Here is a 22,042-nt window from a genome sequence, read left to right as displayed (position 1 = left end):
TATGATTTTAACTTTAACATTAAATCCATCCGTTGATATTTCATACCCATTAACAGCATTGAAATTAGATGATGTTAATCGTGTTCAAGAAGTAAGTAAAACAGCTGGTGGTAAAGGTTTAAATGTAACAAGAGTACTTGCGCAAGTAGGTGAGCCAGTCCTTGCGAGTGGTTTTATTGGCGGTGAATTAGGTCAATTTATTGCTAAAAAATTAGATCATGCCGACATCAAGCATGCATTTTATAACATTAAGGGTGAAACACGAAACTGCATTGCAATTTTACATGAAGGGCAACAAACAGAAATTTTAGAGCAGGGACCGGAGATTGATAATCAAGAGGCTGCAGGATTTATTAAACATTTTGAACAATTATTAGAAAAAGTTGAAGCAGTTGCTATTTCAGGTAGCTTACCTAAAGGATTAAATCAAGATTATTATGCACAAATCATTGAACGATGCCAAAACAAAGGTGTGCCTGTGATATTAGATTGCTCGGGTGCAACTTTGCAAACAGTTTTGGAAAATCCATACAAACCTACAGTCATTAAACCAAACATTTCTGAACTATATCAATTGCTTAACCAGCCACTTGATGAAAGTTTAGAAAGTTTGAAACAGGCAGTGTCACAACCCTTATTCGAAGGGATTGAGTGGATTATTGTGTCTTTAGGTGCACAAGGTGCATTCGCTAAGCACAATCATACATTCTATAGAGTGAATATTCCGACAATAAGTGTATTAAATCCGGTTGGTTCAGGTGATTCTACAGTTGCTGGAATTACTTCAGCAATTCTTAATCATGAAAACGACCACGATTTACTAAAAAAAGCCAATACTTTAGGCATGCTGAATGCACAAGAAGCACAAACAGGTTATGTCAATTTAAATAATTATGATGATTTATTCAATCAAATTGAAGTTTTAGAGGTGTAAAAAATGTCAAAATCGAATCAAAAAATCGCATCAATTGAACAATTAAGTAACAACGAAGGTATCATTTCTGCATTAGCATTTGACCAACGTGGTGCTTTAAAACGCATGATGGCAAAACATCAAACTGAAGAACCAACTGTAGCTCAAATTGAACAATTAAAAGTATTAGTTGCGGAAGAATTAACACAATATGCATCTTCAATTTTATTAGATCCTGAATATGGTTTACCAGCTTCAGATGCACGTAACAAAGATTGTGGATTATTACTTGCTTATGAAAAAACTGGATATGACGTAAACGCTAAAGGTCGTTTACCTGACTGTTTAGTAGAGTGGTCTGCAAAACGTTTAAAAGAACAAGGCGCAAATGCTGTTAAATTCTTACTTTACTATGATGTTGATGATGCTGAAGAAATTAACATTCAAAAGAAAGCATACATTGAAAGAATCGGTTCAGAATGTGTTGCAGAAGATATTCCATTCTTTTTAGAAGTATTAACATACGATGACAACATTCCTGATAACGGTAGTGTTGAATTCGCAAAAGTTAAGCCTAGAAAGGTTAACGAAGCAATGAAATTATTCTCAGAACCACGCTTTAACGTTGATGTATTGAAAGTTGAAGTACCAGTAAACATGAAATATGTAGAAGGCTTTGCTGAAGGTGAAGTGGTTTATACAAAAGAGGAAGCGGCACAACACTTTAAAGATCAAGATGCAGCAACTCATTTACCATACATTTACTTAAGTGCTGGTGTTTCTGCGGAATTATTCCAAGAAACTTTAAAATTTGCTCACGAAGCTGGTGCTAAATTCAACGGGGTACTTTGTGGCCGTGCTACATGGTCTGGTGCTGTTCAAGTATACATTGAACAAGGTGAAGATGCTGCTCGTGAATGGTTACGTACAACTGGTTTCAAAAATATTGATGACTTAAATAAAGTATTAAAAGATACTGCGACATCTTGGAAACAAAGAAAATAAGTTTAAAAGGGGATTAATGCTATGAATAGAGAAGAAGTCCAATTATTAGGTTTTGAAATTGTTGCATTTGCAGGGGATGCACGTTCTAAGTTTTTAGAAGCATTAACAGCAGCTCAAGCTGGAGATTTTGCAAAAGCAGATGCACTGATTGAAGAAGGAAACAATTGCATTGCGGAAGCGCATAGAGCACAAACAAGCCTGTTGGCTAAAGAAGCGCAAGGTGATGATATTGCATACAGTGTAACGATGATGCATGGTCAAGATCATTTAATGACAACAATTTTACTGAAAGATTTAATGAAGCATTTATTAGAATTTTATAAAAGAGGGTGATGACAATGATGCAAAAATTGATCGCACAAATTGAAAAAGGGAAGCCATTTTTCGAGAAATTATCACGTAACATATATTTAAGAGCCATCCGTGATGGATTTATTTCTGCAATGCCTGTCATCTTATTCTCAAGTATCTTTCTATTAATTGCATATGTGCCAAATATATTTGGTTTTAAATGGGATAAAGGCATGGAAGCCATTTTAATGAAACCATATAACTATACGATGGGGCTTGTAGCATTTTTAGTAGCAGGAACGACAGCGAAATCTTTAACAGATTCATTTAACCGTAAGCTAGAAAGTACAAATCAAATTAACTTTATTTCTACAATGCTAGCAGCGATGTGTGGATTCTTGTTCTTAGCTTCTGATCCAGCCAAAGATGGTGGATTCTTAAGTGCATTTATGGGAACTAAAGGTTTATTAACAGCATTCTTATCAGCATTTGTAACTGTTATTGTTTATAACTTCTGTGTGAAGCGCAATATTACAATTAAAATGCCGAAAGAAGTACCGCCGAATATTTCACAAGTATTTAAGGACTTAATTCCATTTTCAGCGGTAATCATCATTCTTTATGCATTAGATTTAGTCATTCGCAACAGCTTTAAATCAAATGTAGCGGAAGGTATTTTAAAATTATTCGAACCATTATTTACAGCAGCAGATGGATGGATTGGTGTCACAATTATCTTTGGTGCCTTTGCATTATTCTGGTTTGTAGGTATTCATGGTCCGTCAATTGTAGAGCCAGCAATTGCAGCCATTACATATGCGAATATCGAAGCGAACTTCAAGTTGCTTCAAGCTGGAGAACACGCAGATAAAATTATTACATCAGGTACACAAATGTTTATCGTTACATTTGGAGGTACGGGTGCAACATTGGTCGTCCCGTTCATGTTTATGTGGATGACGAAATCTAAACGAAACAAAGCGATTGGACGTGCATCAGTTGTACCAACATTCTTTGGTGTAAACGAACCAATTTTATTTGGTGCACCACTAGTATTGAATCCTGTGTTCTTTATTCCATTTGTATTAGCACCAATTGTTAACGTATGGATTTTCAAACTTTTCGTTGAAGTGTTAGGAATGAATAGTTTTAGTGTGAATTTACCTTGGACAACACCAGGTCCATTGGGCATTATCATGGGTACAGGTTTTGGTTTATGGTCATTCGTACTAGCTATTACTTTGATTGTTGTAGATATTATTATTTACTACCCATTCCTAAAAGTTTATGATAGTGAAATTCTTGATGAAGAAGAAGGACGTAAAGAAAGTAATTCAGATTTAAAAGAAAAAGTTGCAGCAAACTTTGATACGAAAAAAGCTGATTCAATTTTAGCGGCAAGTGGTGTATCAGACGATGCAGCTAAAGCTTCAAATATCACAGAACAAACAAATGTCTTAGTACTTTGTGCCGGTGGTGGTACAAGTGGATTATTAGCCAATGCACTTAATAAAGCAGCTGAAGAATATCATGTGCCAGTGAAAGCGGCAGCTGGCGGATATGGCGCACATATGGACATTATGAAAGAGTACCAATTAATCATTTTAGCGCCACAAGTTGCGTCTAACTATGAAGATATTAAGCAAGATACAGATAGATTAGGTATTAAATTAGCGAAGACTCAAGGTGCTGAATATATCAAATTGACACGAGATGGCCAAGCAGCCCTTGATTTCGTTCAACAACAATTTGAAAATTAAGAATAGGAGTTTTTCATATGACTAAAACATTACCTGAAGATTTTATTTTTGGTGGAGCAACAGCAGCATATCAAGCAGAAGGTGCGACAAATACGGATGGTAAAGGTCGCGTAGCATGGGATACGTATTTAGAAGAAAACTATTGGTACACTGCAGAACCAGCGAGTGATTTTTATAACAGATATCCAGTGGATTTAGAATTAAGTGAAAAATTCGGTGTTAATGGTATCCGAATTTCAATTGCATGGTCTCGTATCTTCCCAAATGGATATGGCGAAGTTAACCCTAAAGGTGTTGAGTATTACCATAAGTTATTTGCAGAGTGTCATAAACGTCATGTTGAACCATTTGTAACATTGCATCATTTTGATACACCAGAAGTGTTACACAAAGATGGCGATTTTCTAAATCGTAAAACGATTGACTACTTTGTAGATTATGCTGAATATTGTTTTAAAGAATTCCCAGAAGTAAAATATTGGACTACATTCAATGAAATTGGACCTATTGGTGATGGTCAATATTTAGTAGGTAAATTCCCTCCAGGTATTAAATATGATTTTGAAAAAGTATTCCAATCACATCATAACATGATGGTGGCTCATGCTAGAGCAGTAAAATTATTTAAAGATGGCGGATACAAAGGAGAAATTGGTGTTGTACACGCATTGCCAACAAAATATCCGTTCGATCCATCAAATCCTGAAGATGTTCGTGCAGCAGAATTAGAAGATATCATCCATAATAAATTCATCTTAGATGCAACATATTTAGGTAAGTATTCTCGTGAAACGATGGAAGGTGTGCAACATATCTTATCTGTTAATGGCGGTAAATTAAACATTACAGATGAAGATTATGCCATTTTAGATGCAGCCAAAGATTTAAACGACTTCTTAGGTATCAATTACTACATGAGTGATTGGATGAGAGGTTACGATGGAGAATCTGAAATCACGCATAATGCGACAGGTGATAAAGGCGGTTCTAAATACCAACTTAAAGGTGTCGGACAACGTGAATTTGATGTCGACGTACCTCGCACAGACTGGGACTGGATGATCTATCCTCAAGGTTTATATGATCAAATCATGCGTGTTGTTAAAGATTATCCTAACTATCATAAGATTTATATCACTGAAAATGGTTTAGGATATAAAGATGAATTTATTGAATCTGAAAAAACAGTTCATGATGATGCACGTATTGATTATGTAAGACAACATTTGAACGTTATTGCAGATGCTATTATAGATGGTGCAAATGTTAAAGGTTACTTTATTTGGTCATTAATGGATGTGTTCTCTTGGTCAAATGGTTATGAAAAACGATATGGTTTATTCTATGTCGATTTTGAGACTCAAGAACGTTATCCTAAGAAAAGTGCTTATTGGTACAAAGAGTTAGCCGAAACAAAAGAAATTAAATAATTATAGATATTAAAAGGCCTATCAGTCGAGTGCTGGTAGGTCTTTATTTATAGAAAGAGATAAATTAAACATGCATATACATATTTATATATTAATCAATGGGTGACACACCATTGAAAGCTAAAGAAGCAATCAATTAACAAACGTTAACGGACAACTTTCCAAAGTCATCTTAAAAGTTAATGATGTATTCAAAATCAACTAAAGGACATTTTTAATCACATCCTTTATACTTATATAAAAGACATGAATGGGAGTTAAAAGTGTGAAGAAAATTTTTGTAATTATTACGACATTGTTAGCGGTCGCTATTATTATAGGCTCTATTATTATGGTGGTGTTTAGTCAACGACAGGCACAAACATTTAAAATACAACAACAGCAATTTGTTAAAAAGCCAATTCCAACATTGTTCTTACATGGATTTGGTGGTAGTGCCAATTCTGAAAAGTTTATGGTGAAGCAAGCAGAAAAAAGAGGGGTAACTAAAGATATCATCACTGCTTACGTTTCAAAGGATGGTGCAGTGACATTTAAAGGGAAACTAAGAAAAGATGCAGTGAATCCTATTGTGAAAATTGAACTTGAAAATAACAGACAAGGCTATTTGGATAAGAATGCTGCGTGGTTTAAAAATGTACTGACTAAGTTACAATCTGAATACAATTTCGATAAATTCAACTTTGTCGGTCACTCAATGGGGAACTTAACATTTGCACAATATATGATGACATATGGTAACGACAAGTCACTGCCACAGTTAAACAAACAAGTGAATATTGCAGGGACATTTAATGGTGTTTTAAATATGAATGAAGATGTCAATGAAATTACAGTTGATAAAGATGGTAAACCAAGTCGAATGAATCAACCTTATCAGCAATTACGCGTGCTAAAAGATATTTATAAAGGTAAAGGTATCGAAGTGCTAAATATTTATGGGGATTTGAAAGATGGTACACATTCAGACGGCAGAGTGTCTAATAGTTCTTCGAAATCATTAAAATATTTACTGGGAAATAGTCCGAAAAGTTATCGAGAATCTAAATATGAAGGTGAGCCTGCACAACATAGTCAGCTTCATGAGAATGAAAATGTTGCTAATGAGTTAATCGACTTCTTATGGAAAAAATAAAGCAACTGCTAGTTTTTCTGGGGCAAAAAAGCTTGTAATATTAGAGCTTTTCAAAAATTATCTATTGTTTGAGAGTTTCCATAAAATGTCTAAGTCGTAACATTTTAAATTTATGATTATAGCAAATATAATGTGGTTGAAGTTACATGAATGAATCAGTGCTTAAGTCAAAATATAACAACTAAGAATGTATTTGCATACAGACATCACGAAGACACAATTCAAACTTAACGCTTAAGTAACAAATAAGTAAAAGTTTCAAATAAAGAAAGGTGATTAATGATGCAAAATAAACAAATTCTTTTTAACAAAATACCAGAAGGCATGCCTCAAGAGGATACATTCAAAATTGAAGAGATTGACACGCCTAAACTTGAGAGCGATGGTGTACTTGTACAAACGCTGTATATTTCAGTGGATCCATATATGAGAGGACGTATGACTAAGGCAGATTCGTATGTACAGCCTTTTGAAATTGGTAAACCGATTGTTAGCCATGTCGTTGCAAAAGTAATTGATTCGACACTCGCAGATTATAAAAAAGGAGATGTCGTTGTAGGTATGTTGCCTTGGCGAATCATTAATCATGTCCAAGCGGATCAAATTACTAAAGTTCCAACGACAGATGTACCACTTGATTTATATTTAAGTGTTTTAGGAATGCCAGGACAAACAGCATATCATGGTCTGCTTGATATTGGACAACCTAAAGCCGGTGATACTGTTGTGGTTTCAGCTGCATCTGGTGCTGTAGGTTCAGTTGTAGGTCAAATTGCTAAGATTAAAGGTTGCCGTGTAGTAGGTATTGCGGGTGGCGACAAAAAAGTAAATTATTTAACAGAGACACTGGGCTTTGACGCTGGTATTGATTATAAGAAAGAGGATTTTGCAGAAGCGTTAGCACAAGCAGTACCAGATGGTATTGATGTTTATTTTGAAAATGTTGGTGGAACAGTTGGCGATGAAGTATTTAAGCATTTAAATCGTTTTGCACGTGTACCAGTATGTGGCGCAATTTCGTCATATAATCATCCTGAAGCCGATATCGGACCACGTATTCAAGGTACGCTTATTAAGAAGCAAGTAATGATGAGAGGCTTCTTGGTAAGTGAATTCGCTAATGCTTTTAAAGAAGCTAGTGAACAGCTTGCAACATGGGTTCAAGAAGGTAAAATTCAGTCACAAGTAACCATTGAAGATGGTTTTGAAAATGCGCCACATGCATTTAAAAATTTATTTACTGGCGATAACTTTGGTAAACAAGTTATTAAAGTAACGGAATAATAAAGTATACGTTTTAACAAACTAACTTTGTTAATTGACCAAAATTTAATAATTTTTTATCTAAAGTAAATTTGTTCAGCAACATGGTAGAAATAAGTCTAAAATTTAATACGAAAGTCGTCTGTAATTATTTATATATTCAAATGAAAAAGGAGTCATGATGCTGCGATATAAGCACACATGGCTTCTATTTTGTATAATAAGAAATAAGTTCATAAATGAGGTGAAACGATATGAAAATGATAGGATTTGAGAAGCCCTTTAAATTGGAAGAAGGAAATTTATTTAAAGTATACGAACAAAGAAAGCCAACGCCAGAAAACGATGATATCTTAGTCAAAGTAAATAGCATTAGTGTAAATCCTGTAGATACAAAGCAACGACAAATGGAAGTCACTCAAGCACCTCGTGTACTTGGGTTTGATGCTATTGGTACTGTTGAAGCTATCGGACCAGACGTTACATTATTTAGTCCGGGTGACGTTGTATTTTATGCTGGATCGCCAAATAGACAAGGATCAAATGCGACATATCAATTGGTGTCAGAAGCTATAGTTGCAAAAGCACCACACAACATAAGTGCTAATGAAGCGGTTAGTCTACCGCTAACTGGTATTACGGCATATGAAACGTTTTTTGATACATTTAAAATTTCTACGAATCCTGCTGAAAACGAAGGGAAGTCTGTCTTAATCATTAATGGTGCCGGTGGTGTAGGCAGTATAGCCACTCAAATTGCTAAACGGTATGGTTTAACTGTCATTACAACAGCATCACGACAAGAAACAACAGAGTGGTGTGAAAAGATGGGCGCAGATATCGTATTGAATCATAAAGAGGATTTAGTGCGTCAATTTAAAGAAATTCCATTAGTAGATTATATATTTTGCACCTATAATACAGACTTGTATTACAATACTATGATTGAACTGATAAAACCATTAGGGCATATTACGACTATCGTAGCTTTTAATGAAGATCAAGATTTAAATGCATTAAAATTAAAAAGTATAACATTTACACATGAATTTATGTTTGCGCGTCCAATTCATCGAACGCCTGATATGATTAAACAACATGAGTATTTAGAAGATATTACGAAAAATATAGAATCAGGGCATTACCAACCAACAACGACACAAGTTTTTGAAGGTTTATCACCTGAAAACTTATATCAAGCACATCAATTGTTGGAAAAACAATCAATGATTGGAAAATTAGTAATTAATATATAGATTAGTAAGTAAAGTCGCCTTATGCAGAAAATACTGTATAGGCGACTTATTTTTTGTGTCTAGCGACTATTGATTCTAAACGGAAATATGGCAACTTTGCAGGTATCAAATCAATAATGCACTAGAAAGGCATTACTTAAATACAATAAAATACTTTGTTGCTCAATGATAAATAATTTGAGTGTGTTTTATATATCATTTTTAAAAGATGAGGCATTATTAATTGTGTCTATATAAAATTACAAATGATTAAAATGTTGCAGTTATGGGTATGAACTTACCATTACACAGAAAGGGTTTGTATTTATGAAAAATAAATCAGTAAGTCTAGTGTTTTGGGTATCTTTAGTGATATGTACGATATTTGTTGCTTTTGGAGCAATATTTCCGAAACAGTTAGAAAAACTCACGCAAAACATTACTACATTTATTGCGCTACATTTTTCTTGGTATTATTTATTGCTCGTTTTAGTTATTTTATTTGTCTGTGTGTATATTTTATTTTCGAGATACGCAAACATTACATTAGGTGAAGAAGGCGAAGATCCTGAATTCTCATTGCCGTCTTGGTTTGCTATGTTATTTAGTGCTGGTATGGGAATAGGACTTGTGTTCTGGACAACGGCAGAACCAATCAGTCATGCCTTCAAATTAACGCCTATTCATAAAGCTGGCACGCAATCTGCAATTAATGATGCAATGCAGTTTTCATTTTTCCATTGGGGGATTCATGCATGGGCAGTCTATGGTATTGTCGCGCTAGTGTTTGCATATTTTAGCTTTCATAAAGGATATCCTGGCTTAGTCAGCGCTACATTGACGCCTTTATTAGGTGAAAAGGCAATGCGTGGACCTTTAGGTGGTGCCATTGATGTATTGGCAGTCATAGCTACAGTAACAGGCGTTGCTGCAACATTAGGTTTCGGTGCATTGCAAATAAACGAAGGTTTACATTTTTTATTTAATGTACCGAGTAACTTCACGATGCAAGTAATCTTGATTGTCATTGCAACCATATTATTTACTTGGTCAGCATGGTCAGGTATCGATAAAGGTATCAAAACGTTGAGTAATATCAACATGTTACTTGCTTTTGTAGTACTTATTGGTCTTTTTATTGTTGGGCCAACGCTATACATTTTAAATACATTTACGAATGGTCTAGGTAATTATATTGCAAATTTCTTTAGTATGAGTTTACGCATTCCGACAGGTGGTCAAAAATTCCAATGGTTACAAAATTGGACAATCTTTTACTGGGCATGGTGGATATCTTGGGCACCATTTGTAGGTATATTTATTGCACGTGTGTCAAAAGGACGTACGATTAAAGAATTTATTCTAGGTGTACTTTTTGTCCCGGCGTTAGTTTGCTTTATATTCTTTGCGGTATTCGGCGCGTCAGCAATTTACTTACAAGATAATCATATTGCCGATATTGCTAAAGCTGCGACAGAAACAGCAACTTTTGCGACGCTACAACATTATCCGCTAGGTTTTGTATTAAGCTTAATTACTTTACTTGTTATTATGATTTTCTTTGTTACATCAGCGGATTCGGCAACTTATGTTTTAGGTATGTTGAGTTCAAGTGGTGATATTAATCCGAAGTCATTTGTCAAAGTGAGTTGGGGTATCATTATGGCATTATTTGCAATCATCATGATTTACACAGGTGGTACTCAAGCAATTCAAAATTTATTAATCATTGCTGCGTTACCATTTTCCGTGGTCATTATAGCGATGATATGGTCGCTTATAAAATCTTTGAGTGAGGAGAAACCGAGAAATAGTAATAAGGTTTTAATTAAACATCGTGACCCAGATATTTTAGAATATCGTTCTTCAAAACATATTGACGAAAATTAATTAATAATGAGGTTTTATTTACAAAAACTAGGGAATATATTACTAAATGGTACTTCATCTTATATATTAAAAATAAATTTAAAGTTATTAATTTATTATGTTTAAGAAAAAAACTGATGGGTACATATTTAATATGTTTTTAAATTAACTTTAACTAAGGAGGTGTCGTTAGGGGTGAAACGACTTAAAAACTTTATCCTTGGCTTATTAATAGTAGTAATCGTGGGGTTCCTGTTATTCATGTATATCCAAGATGGACGTATAACTGAATATCAAGACTACTTCCTTCAATTTGAATGGTTCCAACCATTACTTATTTCACTTGCTGCACTATTGATATTAATAGGTCTTATATTAGTATTTAGTATCTTCAAACCTACGCATCGAAAACCTGGATTATACAAAGACTTCGATGATGGTCATGTTTACGTATCTCGTAAAGCTGTTGAAAAGACGGCATTCGATACGGTTGCAAAATATGATCAAGTAAGACAACCAAATGTAGTTGCGAAACTATATAACAAAAAAAATAAATCTTATATCGACATTAAAACTGACTTTTTCGTACCAAATAATGTTCAAGTTCAATCTTTAACTGAAGCAATTCGTTCGGATATTAAAAAGAATGTAGAATATTTCACAGAAATGCCAGTACGTAAGTTAGAAGTTAATGTGAGAGATCAGAAAACTTCTGGTCCACGAGTGTTGTAAGGGAGGTATATCATGGCTAACAATCATAACCAAAACGGACAAGACTCTACACAACAAGTGATTAATTTTTTAAAAGTATTTAAATGGAGAATCGTTGGTTTCCTAGCGTTTCTATTAATCGCGATATTATTCTTAACGTTAGGTTTTTGGAAAACAGTACTTATCATCGTTTTATGTTTAATTGGTGTAGGTATTGGGTATATGAAAGACCGTAAGCAAGATTTTATGAATTTTTTAAATCGATGGAGTTAATTCATCAATTTAGAATTTAATTAAAAAAATATAAAAATTAACAAGTAAAAGGAGAATCTATTATGACTGTAGATAACAATAAAGCAAAACAAGCATACGACAATCAAACTGGTGTTAACGAAAAAGAAAGAGAAGAGCGTCAAAAACAACAAGAACAAAATCAGGAGCCTCAATTCAAAAACAAATTAACATTCTCTGATGAAGTTGTTGAAAAAATTGCTGGTATCGCTGCACGTGAAGTTAAAGGTATCTTAGATATGAAAGGTGGCTTAACTGATACATTCACTAATGCATTCTCAAGTGGCAACAATGTTACTCAAGGTGTATCTGTTGAAGTTGGTGAAAAACAAGCTGCTGTAGACTTAAAAGTAATCTTAGAATATGGTGAATCAGCACCAAAAATCTTCCGTAAAGTAACTGAATTAGTTAAAGAACAAGTTAAATATATTACTGGTTTAGATGTAGTTGAAGTTAACATGCAAGTTGACGATGTAATGACTCAAAAAGAGTGGAAACAAAAACACGAAAAAAATAACGAAAACAATAACCAAGAAAGACAAGGTTTACAATAAGTTATTCGATAAAAAGGGCTTGGGACATTAAATTCTTAGGCAATGTAAAAAAGCTGATTTCTATTAATTATTTGATAGAAATCAGCTTTTTTGATATGTATTTTATAATGTACAGCTCGTTGAGCTGCTATTTTCCTTATATTAAGTGCCATTAATACAAAACCTAGCTCTCGTTTAACTTTATTTATTCCTCGAACTGACATTCGAGTGAAACCCAAAATAGCCTTCATAAATCCAAAAACAGGCTCTACATCAATTTTTCTTTGACTATAGATTTTTTTCGTTTCTGGTTCAGAAAGCTTTTGATTAATTTGGACTTTAAAGTATTCCCAATTATAATTCTTCATGATTTTCTTATTGGATTTCGAATTTGGTTTCATGCATTGATGTCTCAAAGAACATGATGAACAGTCATCACATTCATATAGTTTGAAGTCTCGTTTAAAACCATATCTATCATTACGGTATGCATATCTTTTAAAACCTATTCTTTTGTTATTAGGACATATAAATTCATCATTAAGTTCGTCATATTTCCAATTTTAAGTGTTGAAAATGTCACTTTTAAACTTTCTAGTTTTATCTTTAATAAACATGCCATACGTAATAAGTGGCGTTTTATTAAAATCATCTATAATAGCCATATAGTTTTGCTCACTACCATAACCTGCATCAGCTACAATATACTCCGGTAAATAACCGAAGGTATTTTGAATCATTGTTAAAAATGGAATTAAAGTTCTAGTATCTGTTGGGTTTTGAAATAGGTCATAGGATAAAACAAATTGAGAATTTGTCGCTATTTGTAAATTGTATCCTGGCTTAAGTTGGCCATTTTTCATATGGTCTTCCTTCATTCTCATAAAAGTTGCATCATGATCAGTTTTAGAAAAGCTATTTCTATCTTTAAGAATCGATTTTTGTTCTTCATATTTATTTTTTCTTTCGGAATAATCATCAAATTTATTTTTGAACTTCTTAATCTTAGTTCTTTTTTACGGGTCTGTTTTCTAATTTGAGTACTATCTTCGTTCTCAATAGAATGATTTAAACCTTCGATTTCTTTATCTAAATGACTACCAATTAAATCTATTTCTTCTATTGTTAAATCGCTATCTCCATCTTCTTTTATCTCTGGTATTATTTTTTCTTCAACTAAGTCACGATATAATGTTTTTGAATTTTCGTTCAATTTCGATTCGTGATTTTGAATACTTTTCTTCCACACAAATGTATACCTATTGGCATTAGCTTCTACTTTTGTACCATCAATAAGATTTTGCTTTAAACATTGACTATGAAACTGGATAAATAAAGATTCAATTAACGCATCAGTATTAGGATTCACTCTAATACGATTAATAGTTTTATAAGAAGGTGTTTGATTTTGAGCTAACCACATCATTCGAATACTGTCATGAAGTAATTTCTCTATTCTACGACCAGAAAATACAGATTGAGTATATGCATATAAGGTGATTTTTAACATCATTTTTGGATGATAGGATGTTGCGCCACGATGATGTCTGAATTTATCGAATTCGCTATCAGGTATCGTTTCAACAATTTCATTAACATATCGCGAAATATCAATTTGAGGAATTCTAACAGAAGTTTCTATTGGTAGTGTAAGTTGGATCAAGTTATAATTTTTATACATAAGGCACTTCATTAATTTAGTTTAGTGGTATTTATTAAATTATACGAAGGGACCCAACACAGAAAATTCAAATTATTGAATTAAACATTTATGTGCAAGTTTGGCAAAGTGTCTTATTTTTTAAAAGTATGTAAAAGTAAAATTACATGTTAATACGTAGTATTAATGGCGAGACTCCTGAGGGAGCAGTGCCAGTCGAAGACCGAGGCTGAGACGGCACCCTAGGAAAGCGAAGCCATTCAATACGAAGTATTGTATAAATAGAGAACAGCAGTAAGATATTTTCTAATTGAAAATTATCTTACTGCTGTTTTTTTAGGGATTTATGTCCCAGCCTGTTTTTTGTGATTTTTAATAATTTGAATATGGAAAATGTATTATTCTCTCATTTGTATAGATTGTATTTAATAAGTTAATGTAATCCTTGAGCTCACGATTAATAAAATTCTATAACCTTAATTATTTTCTCGATACAAAGGGTTATTAACTTTAATATAAGTATAATGATGTGCCTCATCTTCAAGACGCATTGTTGTAACACACTTATAATCTATAAATGGCGCGAACATGGTATCTTTAATTTCATTTATGCGATTCTCATTTACTTGATTAGATTTGTGTGTCGAAAGTACAAGTTGATCAAAAATGTTATCTAGTACATCACGAACGATATACCACATATGTCTTTCTAAGTTTGAATCATTTGATGCTTTAGAGATTGTAAGAATTAATTCGCCTAAATGGTTTTGAACGGTAGAATAAAAGGCTTTGTTAAACACAGACGTTTTTGAATCAGTAAGAATTCTTGATTTTTCATGGAAATGAGATGTACTGTATACCATTTCATTTAGTTGTGCTTTATCAATTCTTAAACCTTCAAAGTCTCTAATATACATCGTGTCCAATAGACCATCTTTCCGAAATGTTGCAATAGCATTTTGCAAGTGAGCCTCTAATGCAATGCCATATTTAGTAACTAGTGGGATTACGAGACCAAGCAATGCTTTACTATAAGTTTCAACCCACGATTTCGCCGATGATTCAAAATCAGACAATGATGCAGCTGATTGATAACGTTTAATCAATGTCACGATAGGTGATTCATTGTTAAATGGGTAGGTTGCAACTAAGCTTGAAGGAATCAATGGTGTGACTTCTTGTGGAATCATTTGGTATATATTTTTTCTAAATAATGTACCTAATTGTTCACTTCGTTCAGTTTGATAGTCTGCTTCGTCTTGCTCATTATAAAAATGAATACCAGCAACTTCATCAATAATTGTTGATGCATAGGACTTAAATATGACATCTTTCTCCAAAATATCATTTAAAATACGTGTCATTAGTGGACCATTGTGCGTCGTTTGTTCTGATAATGTACGAATCTCACCTGTAATATGAACGTTTGTCGACAATTTGATGTGTGGCGACATAGCTGGGTATTTAGGAACTAATGTTCTGAAAGATAAACCAGCATAATAATCCAACGTATGTTTTGCTTCAATGATTAATTCTTTATCTACTTCTGCTTGATAATCAGAATGTAATACGTCATCTAATTGCCATGGATGAACAATCATAATGTGATAATCATTAAAGTTAAACTTTGGCGTAAATTCATTTTCTAATTGTTTAATTAAGTCCGGAAATAGTTGATGAACAGTTGTATCATAATCTTTAGACAGTGACATAGTACGGCTTAATTTACTGTGAATCAGTACTATTTTCAACTTAATAGGTTGATTGAATTCTGAAGAATATAGGAATGTTTGTAATGCATTTAAACCTTTACGTAATTTAGCCCCAGGATGTAGCGGATGACCTTCAATAACGGCTTGCTCTGAACGCAAGTAACTATCTTCGCTATTTTCGATAATATTAAATAAAGGTGCAGAATCATGTTGCATTGACAGTGCTTGATAGCTAATTGCAAATGTCATATTAGTTGCACTGTTTATTAAATCTTGCTGAAATTGATCACTAGCAGCATTTTTTAAATCTGGTGCTTCAATTAAAATACACTCAAGAATTTCATTTGGATGGTGTACTCGTGTAATCGTATTTGTAATGTCATCTTTAATGTAGAAAGGGCCTTCAACATCAATTCGATCAAAGGCGTGTTCTCCAGTGATAGGAGCATATAATGTTTGCTTAGCTTGTGGGAACTGGATTTCTAGTATATGAGTCGTTGAGATATCTAACATAATCAAATCACGACTCAATATTTTCTTACTTTGAGTGCGCGCTTTAACTAAGTTTTCGCGATGCATTGATGTGACCAATCTCTGAGTGACTTTATCTCTTCCTTGTAAAATCATCTCTTTAAAAATATTAGCCCAATCGCTATTATGTTGTTGTAAAAATAAATATGTTTCTTGTTCTTCTTTGTTAAATTTTAATGTCTGTTCTTTAAAAATTAAGTTCAAGTTCATAATTCACCTCTATGAAATATTTTACAAAAGCAAGATAGATTTGTATAATTCATATTAATGATAATGATTCTTATTATCAACAGAATGCGGGTGTAAGTTTTATGACAAAATATTTTTTTAGCAGTTCTTTTCTACTATTTCTAGGTAATTGGATTGGACAAATAGGGCTAAATTGGTTTGTACTTACCACTTATCATAACGCAGTTTATCTGGGGATTGTCAATTTTTGCAGACTTGTACCAATATTATTACTAAGTGTGTGGGCAGGGGCAATTGCCGATAAATATGATAAAGGGCGATTGCTGAGAATTACAATTTCATCATCATTTTTAGTAACTGCAATTTTATGTGTGCTCACGTATAGTTTCACTGCAATTCCAATTAGCGTCATTATTATATATGCGACATTAAGAGGGATTTTAAGTGCGGTTGAAACACCTTTAAGACAAGCAATCTTACCAGATTTATCAGATAAAATATCTACTACACAAGCTGTATCATTTCATTCATTCATCATTAATATTTGTCGTTCAATAGGGCCTGCCATTGCTGGTGTCATATTAGCAGTCTATCATGCGCCAACAACATTTCTTGCACAGGCAATTTGTTATTTTATCGCAGTTTTATTATGCTTACCATTACATTTTAAAGTAACTAAAATACCTGAAGATGCATCAAGATACATGCCGTTAAAAGTTATTATAGATTACTTCAAATTACATATGGAAGGTCGACAAATATTTATAACATCATTATTGATTATGGCGACAGGTTTTTCATATACGACACTTTTACCAGTTTTGACAAACAAAGTATTTCCGGGGAAATCTGAAATATTTGGTATCGCTATGACGATGTGTGCCATTGGTGGTATTATTGCAACGCTAGTTTTACCTAAAGTACTTAAATATATTGGTATGGTAAATATGTATTATTTAAGTTCATTTTTATTTGGCATTGCTTTGTTAGGTGTGGTATTTCACAATATTGTCATCATGTTCATTTGTATTACATTGATTGGGTTATTTAGTCAATGGGCACGTACGACAAATCGCGTTTATTTTCAAAATAATGTTAAAGATTATGAACGTGGTAAAGTACTGAGTATTATTATGATGGATAGAGGTATGATTCCATTGGGAAGTCTATTAATGAGTATATGTGCAGATGTGTTTGGCATTGTTAGAACTTTTTCAATAATGGGAATAAGTACTATATGCATTACAATGGTATTCTATTTTATAAATAGAAAGTTGAAGTTAAAGTTGGAGGAAAGTAATCATGGTATATCTTGAATGGGCAAAGGCAGATAGAAATATTCAATATCGTGTAATTAACGCCATTATTAAAGAACGTATTTACCCCGAGCAAACATTTATTTCGCAAAAAGGATCTTTAATTGAAATTCAGTATCATATGCATGTGTTGACTATTGAAGTTGTTAGAAAAAGTGCATTAGAACGCTATGAGTTTACAGGTGATATTACTTATTTAAATAAAGGTGAAACGTCATTAATTATAACTTTAGAAGGTTTATTAGATGTGTTGAATCATGACTTTGATATCCCTATTTCAGAGCGACTACGCGAAGAGTTAATACACAGTCGAGATAGTTTAGTTGAAACATATAAGCAAATGTCTCACAGACAAACGTTAATAAGTCAAAGTTTTAAATTTTCAAGGTTACCACAAGATATTAACTTTTTTTCATGGTTACAACATGTAAAAGATAGTGATAAGACAGATGATTTAACTTATTCTGAGAGTTTGGTACCAGAGGGGCATCCAACACACCCTTTAACCAAAACGAAATTGCCCTTAACTATGGAAGAAGTACGAGCATATGCACCTGAGTTTGAAAAAGAAATCCCTTTGCAAATTATGATGATTGAAAAAGACCATGTTGTGTGCACAGCTATGGATGGTAATGATCAATTTATTATTGATGAAATAATTCCCGAATACTACAATCAGATTCGTGTGTTTTTAAAGAGTTTAGGTTTGAAAAGTGAAGACTATAGAGCGATTTTAGTACATCCTTGGCAATATGATCATACGATAGGGAAATATTTTGAAGCATGGATTGCTAAAAAAATATTAATTCCAACGCCGTTTACAATACTTTCAAAAGCAACTTTATCATTTAGGACGATGTCTTTAATTGATAAACCATACCATGTTAAGTTGCCCGTCGATGCACAAGCAACAAGTGCCGTTAGAACAGTCTCAACTGTGACTACTGTAGATGGACCAAAGTTAAGTTATGCTTTACAAAACATGTTGAATCAATATCCAGGATTTAAAGTTGCTATGGAACCGTTCGGTGAATATGCAAATGTTGATAAAGATAGGGCACGTCAGCTTGCTTGTATTATAAGACAAAAGCCTGAAATTGATGGAAAAGGTGCAACAGTAGTTAGTGCAAGTCTAGTTAATAAAAATCCAATAGATCAAAAAGTTATCGTGGATAGTTACTTAGAGTGGTTAAATCAAGGAATTACTAAAGAAAGTATTACGACATTTATTGAACGATACGCTCAAGCATTAATCCCGCCTTTAATTGCTTTTATTCAAAATTATGGAATTGCTTTAGAAGCACACATGCAAAATACAGTAGTGAACTTGGGGCCACATTTTGACATTCAATTTTTAGTGAGAGATTTAGGTGGTTCTAGAATTGATTTAGAAACATTACAACATCGTGTATCAGATATTAAAATTACAAATGATAGTTTAATAGCTGATTCTATAGATGCAGTGATTGCAAAATTCCAACATGCTGTTATTCAAAATCAAATGGCAGAATTAATCCATCATTTTAATCAGTATGATTGTGTTGAAGAAACCGAATTATTTAACATAGTACAGCAAGTAGTAGCGCATGCCATTAACCCAACACTACCACATGCAAATGAGTTAAAAGATATTTTGTTTGGACCAACAATTACTGTCAAAGCGTTGTTAAATATGAGAATGGAAAATAAAGTAAAGCAATATTTAAATATTGAGTTAGATAATCCGATAAAAAAAGAGGTGTAGTACTACATGGCACACGTTAACATAAATATATCGAAGATTAAATATAACGCCAAAGTACTTCAAACAGTTTTTCAAAGTAAAAATATGCAATTCACACCAGTAATTAAGTGCATAGCTGGTGACCGTACAATTGTAGAAAGCTTAAAAGCGTTAGGTATCAATCATGTTGCAGAATCCAGATTGGATAACATAATTAGTATTGCAGATCAGGATTTAACATATACGTTATTGCGTACGCCTGCCAAAAAAGAGATTTCAGATATGATAGAAAAAGTTGATATGAGTATCCAAACAGAATTATCTACCATACATCAAATAAATGAAGTAGCAGAAGTTTTAGGAAAAAAACATAAGATTTTATTAATGGTAGATTGGAAAGATGGCCGTGAAGGTGTTCTGACTTATGATGTTTTAGATTATATTAAAGAGATTATTCACTTGAAAAATATCCATTTTGTAGGTTTAGCATTCAATTTTATGTGTTTTAAATCTGATGCGCCAAGTGATGATGATATCTTTATGATTAATCGATTCGTCTCAGCTGTTGAAAGAGAAATAGGATATCGATTGAAAATTATTTCAGGTGGTAATTCGAGCATGTTACCACAACTTTTATATAATGATTTGGGTAAAATAAATGAATTGCGAATAGGTGAAACGTTGTTTAGAGGTGTTGATACAACGACAAATCAAGCGATCGCTATGTTATATCAAGATGCGATTACATTGGAGGCTGAGATTTTAGAAATTAAACCTCGAGTTAATACACAAACGCATGAATCATTCTTACAAGCTATTGTAGATATTGGTTATTTAGATACAAAAGTCGATAATATTTCACCTATGGATCAGCATATCAATATTTTAGGCGCTTCGAGTGATCATTTAATGCTTGATTTAAATGGTCAAGGACACTATCAAGTTGGAGATCATATATCTTTTTCATTAAATTATGAAGCACTTTCTCATTCGATGTATATGAAAAATTTACATAAGGTATATATTGATGATTCAAAGATTGATACGCTACTTCAAAATTTTGATGTGAAATCTCCTGCTATGGTAAACCACTATTAATATATTTATCAATAAGTCTAAGTTGACAAGTTATACTACATATCGTTTGCACGGTTGTATCATAATTGTTCAACTTAGATTTTTTGTATTTGTTGATTTATCAAATTAAGTGCAACAGTTCGTCACATAAAATTGCAACAGATAATATCAGCTGAATTACAGGGATAACGGTCATGCTAAATGGTGTCAATTGTATTAATGCAAAGATGATATAGCAATGATACATTATCAGTATTTTGTCTAAGGAAATGTGCTAATTGTAGTCATAATTATTAGAGGAAATATATAGTCATACATTTTAGAAATATAAAAAAGATTGAACGCTACTTGACAATGATAATTGTTATCAATAAAATAATAAATGAAGTTATACATATTAAGGAGTGGAACGATGAGAGGTCTAAAAACTTTTAGTATATTGGGATTAATAGTTGCCTTACTTTTAGTTGCAGCTTGTGGTAATACGGATAATTCAAGTAAAAAAGAATCATCAACTAAAGATACTATTTCGGTAAAAGATGAAAATGGTACAGTAAAAGTACCTAAAGATGCAAAACGTATCGTTGTATTAGAGTACTCATTTGCAGATGCATTAGCAGCATTAGACGTTAAACCAGTTGGTATTGCTGATGATGGTAAGAAAAAACGTATCATTAAACCAGTTAGAGAAAAAATTGGGGATTATACTTCTGTAGGTACACGTAAACAGCCAAACTTAGAAGAAATTAGTAAATTAAAACCGGATTTAATTATCGCTGATAGCAGTAGACATAAAGGTATTAATAAAGAATTAAACAAAATTGCACCAACATTATCATTAAAGAGTTTTGATGGAGACTACAAACAAAATATTAATTCGTTCAAAACAATTGCTAAAGCTTTAAATAAAGAAAAAGAAGGCGAAAAACGTCTTGCTGAGCATGATAAATTAATCAATAAGTATAAAGATGAAATTAAATTTGATAGAAATCAAAAAGTGCTTCCAGCAGTAGTTGCTAAAGCTGGTTTATTAGCACATCCAAACTATTCATATGTTGGACAATTTTTAAACGAACTAGGATTTAAAAATGCATTAAGTGACGATGTAACAAAAGGTTTAAGTAAATATTTGAAAGGACCTTACTTACAATTAGACACTGAACATTTAGCTGATTTAAATCCAGAGCGTATGATCATTATGACAGATCATGCTAAAAAAGATTCTGCTGAATTCAAGAAGTTACAAGAAGATGCAACATGGAAAAAGTTGAATGCAGTTAAAAATAATCGCGTGGATATTGTTGACCGTGATGTTTGGGCAAGATCTCGTGGCTTAATTTCTTCTGAAGAAATGGCTAAAGAACTTGTTGAATTATCAAAAAAAGAACAAAAGTAAGG

At 32.9% G+C, this 22,042-nt stretch carries 18 protein-coding genes and 1 pseudogene; 16 read left to right on the top strand and 3 right to left on the bottom strand.

Annotation, left to right across the window (positions count from 1 at the left end; translation table 11 throughout):
* Position 1: 1 nt before the first annotated feature.
* The 12 genes from lacC (at position 2) to AA076_RS11115 (ending at position 12,457) form a co-directional block, all read left to right on the top strand.
* Positions 2-934: a tagatose-6-phosphate kinase gene (gene lacC, locus AA076_RS11170; protein WP_000604135.1), complete on the top strand. Its 933-nt coding sequence runs from the start codon at positions 2-4 to the stop codon at positions 932-934.
* A 3-nt stretch (positions 935-937) separates the two neighbouring features.
* Entirely contained in the window at positions 938-1,918 is a 981-nt protein-coding gene (gene lacD / locus AA076_RS11165) for a tagatose-bisphosphate aldolase (RefSeq protein ID WP_000047009.1), read from the top strand.
* Positions 1,919-1,939: 21 nt separating this feature from the next.
* Positions 1,940-2,251: a PTS lactose/cellobiose transporter subunit IIA gene (locus AA076_RS11160; RefSeq protein ID WP_001078309.1), complete on the top strand. Its 312-nt coding sequence runs from the start codon at positions 1,940-1,942 to the stop codon at positions 2,249-2,251.
* A 5-nt stretch (positions 2,252-2,256) separates the two neighbouring features.
* The gene (locus AA076_RS11155) at positions 2,257-3,969 is read left to right on the top strand and encodes a lactose-specific PTS transporter subunit EIIC (protein ID WP_000983330.1); all 1,713 of its coding nucleotides are present in this window, start codon (positions 2,257-2,259) and stop codon (positions 3,967-3,969) included.
* 17 nt (positions 3,970-3,986) lie between these two features.
* Positions 3,987-5,399 (top strand): 6-phospho-beta-galactosidase, encoded by a 1,413-nt coding sequence (lacG, locus tag AA076_RS11150; RefSeq protein ID WP_000169220.1) that lies wholly within the window; start codon positions 3,987-3,989, stop codon positions 5,397-5,399.
* Positions 5,400-5,664: 265 nt separating this feature from the next.
* Positions 5,665-6,534 (top strand): alpha/beta hydrolase, encoded by an 870-nt coding sequence (locus AA076_RS11145; protein WP_000719324.1) that lies wholly within the window; start codon positions 5,665-5,667, stop codon positions 6,532-6,534.
* A gap of 282 nt (positions 6,535-6,816) precedes the next feature.
* Positions 6,817-7,818 (top strand): NADP-dependent oxidoreductase, encoded by a 1,002-nt coding sequence (locus tag AA076_RS11140; protein ID WP_001180222.1) that lies wholly within the window; start codon positions 6,817-6,819, stop codon positions 7,816-7,818.
* Between the two features lie 233 nt (positions 7,819-8,051).
* Positions 8,052-9,053, top strand: a complete 1,002-nt coding sequence (locus tag AA076_RS11135) for a zinc-binding alcohol dehydrogenase family protein (RefSeq protein ID WP_000781945.1) — start codon at positions 8,052-8,054, stop codon at positions 9,051-9,053.
* 306 nt (positions 9,054-9,359) lie between these two features.
* The gene (locus AA076_RS11130) at positions 9,360-10,922 is read left to right on the top strand and encodes a BCCT family transporter (protein ID WP_000792345.1); all 1,563 of its coding nucleotides are present in this window, start codon (positions 9,360-9,362) and stop codon (positions 10,920-10,922) included.
* A gap of 174 nt (positions 10,923-11,096) precedes the next feature.
* Entirely contained in the window at positions 11,097-11,633 is a 537-nt protein-coding gene (gene amaP, locus AA076_RS11125) for an alkaline shock response membrane anchor protein AmaP (protein ID WP_000825819.1), read from the top strand.
* Between the two features lie 12 nt (positions 11,634-11,645).
* Positions 11,646-11,885, top strand: a complete 240-nt coding sequence (locus AA076_RS11120; protein ID WP_000002683.1) for a DUF2273 domain-containing protein — start codon at positions 11,646-11,648, stop codon at positions 11,883-11,885.
* Positions 11,886-11,947: 62 nt separating this feature from the next.
* Positions 11,948-12,457, top strand: coding sequence for an Asp23/Gls24 family envelope stress response protein (locus tag AA076_RS11115; protein ID WP_000215236.1), 510 nt, complete (start codon positions 11,948-11,950; stop codon positions 12,455-12,457).
* Position 12,458: 1 nt separating this feature from the next.
* Here AA076_RS11115 and AA076_RS15455 read toward each other — a convergent pair.
* A pseudogene (locus tag AA076_RS15455) lies at positions 12,459-14,117 on the bottom strand (IS1182 family transposase).
* 455 nt (positions 14,118-14,572) lie between these two features.
* Positions 14,573-16,549 (bottom strand): D-ornithine--citrate ligase SfaD, encoded by a 1,977-nt coding sequence (gene sfaD, locus AA076_RS11095; RefSeq protein ID WP_001052567.1) that lies wholly within the window; start codon positions 16,547-16,549, stop codon positions 14,573-14,575.
* Positions 16,550-16,650: 101 nt separating this feature from the next.
* Between sfaD and sfaA the strand changes: the two genes are divergently transcribed.
* The 3 genes from sfaA to sfaC are packed head-to-tail and all read left to right on the top strand — an operon-like array spanning position 16,651 to position 20,665.
* The gene (gene sfaA / locus AA076_RS11090; protein WP_000170403.1) at positions 16,651-17,844 is read left to right on the top strand and encodes a staphyloferrin A export MFS transporter; all 1,194 of its coding nucleotides are present in this window, start codon (positions 16,651-16,653) and stop codon (positions 17,842-17,844) included.
* The gene (sfaB, locus tag AA076_RS11085) at positions 17,831-19,588 is read left to right on the top strand and encodes a staphyloferrin A synthetase SfaB (protein WP_000262640.1); all 1,758 of its coding nucleotides are present in this window, start codon (positions 17,831-17,833) and stop codon (positions 19,586-19,588) included. The genes sfaA and sfaB overlap by 14 nt, the downstream gene beginning before the upstream one ends.
* 6 nt (positions 19,589-19,594) lie before the next feature.
* A complete protein-coding gene (sfaC, locus tag AA076_RS11080; RefSeq protein ID WP_000951636.1) occupies positions 19,595-20,665 on the top strand; it encodes a staphyloferrin A biosynthesis protein SfaC in 1,071 nt (356 codons plus the stop codon).
* Positions 20,666-20,765: 100 nt separating this feature from the next.
* Here sfaC and AA076_RS15450 read toward each other — a convergent pair whose 3' ends face one another.
* Positions 20,766-20,891: a hypothetical protein gene (locus AA076_RS15450; protein WP_001789076.1), complete on the bottom strand. Its 126-nt coding sequence runs from the start codon at positions 20,889-20,891 to the stop codon at positions 20,766-20,768.
* Between the two features lie 165 nt (positions 20,892-21,056).
* Between AA076_RS15450 and AA076_RS11070 the strand changes: the two genes are divergently transcribed.
* The gene (locus tag AA076_RS11070; RefSeq protein WP_001214661.1) at positions 21,057-22,040 is read left to right on the top strand and encodes an ABC transporter substrate-binding protein; all 984 of its coding nucleotides are present in this window, start codon (positions 21,057-21,059) and stop codon (positions 22,038-22,040) included.
* The last annotated feature ends 2 nt before the right edge of the window (positions 22,041-22,042 follow it).

Origin of the sequence: Staphylococcus aureus, from assembly GCF_001027105.1 — a bacterium.
Taxonomy (GTDB): domain Bacteria; phylum Bacillota; class Bacilli; order Staphylococcales; family Staphylococcaceae; genus Staphylococcus; species Staphylococcus aureus.
The sequence above is the reverse complement of the archived record's forward strand: the minus strand, read 5'-3'. Positions and strand labels throughout refer to the sequence as shown.